At 68.9% G+C, this 2630-nt stretch carries 3 protein-coding genes; all 3 read left to right on the top strand.

Going from position 1 to position 2630, the window contains the following annotated elements; genetic code table 11:
• Nucleotides 1-79: 79 nt before the first annotated feature.
• On the top strand, nt 80-1399 hold the full coding sequence (gene rlmD / locus AACZ35_RS13860; RefSeq protein ID WP_339830284.1) for a 23S rRNA (uracil(1939)-C(5))-methyltransferase RlmD: 1320 nt from the start codon (nt 80-82) through the stop codon (nt 1397-1399).
• 3 nt (nt 1400-1402) lie between these two features.
• Nucleotides 1403-1906, top strand: coding sequence for a CYTH domain-containing protein (locus AACZ35_RS13855; RefSeq protein ID WP_339830282.1), 504 nt, complete (start codon nt 1403-1405; stop codon nt 1904-1906).
• Nucleotides 1906-2630 (top strand): beta-N-acetylhexosaminidase (nagZ, locus tag AACZ35_RS13850; RefSeq protein WP_339830279.1); only part of this gene is annotated, 725 nt, incomplete at its 3' end. The genes AACZ35_RS13855 and nagZ, both read left to right, overlap by 1 nt.

Raw genomic sequence — 2630 nt, 5'->3', positions numbered from 1 at the left:
AGCTGGAAACAAAAGTAAGGCCGAGCACCCGGGGCGCGGATTTGCGACAATCCGCGCCCCTTTGTTGTCGGCATCACCCGTGGCCCGTACCCGTTTCAAGCAGCGTCCTCCCTTCGACCTGGACATCACCGACCTGAGCCATGACGGCCGCGGGGTCGGCCACCGCGAGGGCAAGGCGATCTTCGTCACCGGCGCGCTTCCCGGCGAAACCGTCCGGGTCGAACAGACCGGCCGCAACCGCCATTTCGACGAAGGCCGCACCCTGGAGGTGCTCGTTGCCTCGCCTGACCGCATTGAGCCGCGCTGCCCGCATTTCGGCACCTGCGCCGGCTGCGTGCTCCAGCACCTGGCCGAAGCGCGGCAAATCGCCGCCAAACACGGCGTGCTGATGGACAACCTGCAGCGCATCGGCCACGTGGCCCCCGGCCAGGTGCTTGAACCGCTGGTCGATGCCGCCTGGGGCTACCGGCGCAAGGGCCGCTTTTCAGTGCGCTTCGTCGAAAAGAAGGGCAAGACGGTGGTGGGTTTCCGGGAAACCAACCCGCGCTTCGTCGCCGACTTGTCGGTCTGCCACACCGTCATCCCGGAAATCGGCGAGCGCCTGCCGGCGCTGTCGGCCCTGGTCGACAGCCTGGACGGCAAGCGCACGCTGCCGCAGATCGAATTCATCGCCGGCGAGCAGGGCGTGGCGCTGGTGTTCCGCCACCTCGAACCACTGTCGGCCGACGACCAGGCCCGCCTGGTGGCCTTCGCCAAGGAAACCGGCTTCGCGGTGCTGCTGCAGCCCGGCGGCATCGACACGGTGAAGCCACTGTGGCCGGAGCAGCTGGAGCTTTCCTTCGCGCTGCCCGATTTCGACCTGCACCTGGCCTTCCGGCCGCTGGATTTCATCCAGGTCAACGCCGGCCTGAACGACAAGATGATCCGGCGCGCACTGGAACTGCTCGACCCGCAGCCACAAGATCGCGTGCTGGACCTGTTCTGCGGCCTGGGCAACTTCACCCTGCCGCTGGCGCGGCGCAGTGGTCGCGTGGTCGGCGTCGAGGGTGACGCCGGACTGGTGGCGCGGGCGCGGGAAAATGCCGCCCGCAACCAGGTCGCCAACGTCGAGTTCCACGCCGCCGACCTGGCCAAGGACCTGGCCGGCGAGCCCTGGATGAAGGCCGGCTTCGACAAGCTGCTGCTCGACCCGCCGCGCGCCGGCGCCGCCGAGGTGCTGGCCCAGCTGCCGCTCAAGGGCATCCGGCGCATCGTCTACGTGTCCTGCCACCCGGGTTCGCTGGCGCGCGATGCCGGATTCCTGGTGCGTGAGCGCGGCTACCGGCTGGTGGCGGCGGGCGCGATGGACATGTTCCCGCAAACCGCGCACGTTGAATCGATCGCACTGTTCGAGAAATAGCGCATGGGCATCGAAATCGAACGCAAGTTCCTGGTCACCGACGAGCGTTGGCGCGACGGCGTGCTCAAGTCGGTGCGCATGGCCCAGGGCTACATCAACGACATGGCCGCGCTGCGCGAGGCCCGGCAGAACGCCTCGGTGCGCGTGCGCATCGCCGGCGACGCCGCTTTCCTGAACCTCAAGTCGCGCGAGCCCGGGCATACGCGGCAGGAGTTTGATTACCCCATCCCGGTGGCCGACGCCGAGGCGCTGCTGGCGCTGTGCGTGGGCGGCCGCATCGACAAGGTGCGCCACTACGTCGGCCACGCCGGCCACACCTGGGAAGTGGACGAGTTCGCCGGAGAAAACGCCGGGCTGGTCGTCGCCGAACTTGAGCTCGACTCGGCCGACGAGGTCTTCGAACGCCCTGCCTGGCTGGGCCGTGAAGTCACCGACGAAACCCGTTGGTACAACCTGGCGCTGGCCGAGCGCCCGTATTCGCGCTGGAACGCGCAGGAGAAAACCTGATGCTGGTGATTGGAGTCGGCGGCCTGGCGCTGTCGGACGAGGAGCGTGGCTGGCTGCAGGACCCGCGGGTTTCCGGCGTGATCCTGTTCAAGCGCAACTTCGCCTCGCGCGCCCAGGCCGGCGAACTGTGCCAGGCCATCCGCGAGGCCGCGCCGCGCCCGCAGCTGCTGTGCGTGGACCAGGAAGGCGGGCGCGTGCAGCGTTTCCGCGAGGGTTATTCCGAGCTGCCGGCGCTGGAAGGGTTTGGTCACCTCTACGCCACCGACCGCGATGCCGCACTGGCCCTGGCCCGTGAACACGCCTGGCTGATGGCCAGTGAAATCCTGGCCACCGGCCTGGACCTGAGCTTCGCCCCGGTGGTGGACCTGGGCCGCGGCAACCTGGCGATCGGCAACCGCGCCTTCCACGCCGAGCCGGGCATCGTCGCCGACTTCTGCCGCGCCTACGTGGCCGGCCTGCACGAGGCCGGCATGGCCGCGACCATCAAACATTTCCCGGGCCACGGTTCGGTGCTCGAGGACACCCACTTCGACGACGCCGTTGACCCGCGCCCGCTGGCCGAACTGCAGGCGCTCGATCTGGTGCCCTTCGCCGCCGGCATCGAGGCCGGCGCCGAGGCGGTGATGATGGCGCACGTGAAATACCCGGCGGTCGCGCCCGAGCCGGCGGGTTATTCGCCGCGCTGGATCCGCGACATCCTGCGCCGCGACATGGGCTTTGCCGG

Origin of the sequence: uncultured Arenimonas sp., assembly GCF_963976025.1 — a bacterium.
Lineage (GTDB): Bacteria > Pseudomonadota > Gammaproteobacteria > Xanthomonadales > Xanthomonadaceae > Arenimonas.
Note: the sequence above shows the minus strand (reverse complement) of the source record. Positions and strands in the feature narration are given on the sequence as shown.

Coding starts and splice junctions, on each gene's coding strand:
- AACZ35_RS13855 (WP_339830282.1), top strand. CDS start 1,403: ATGGGCATCGAAATCGAACGCAAGTTCCTGGTCACCGACGAGCGTTGG.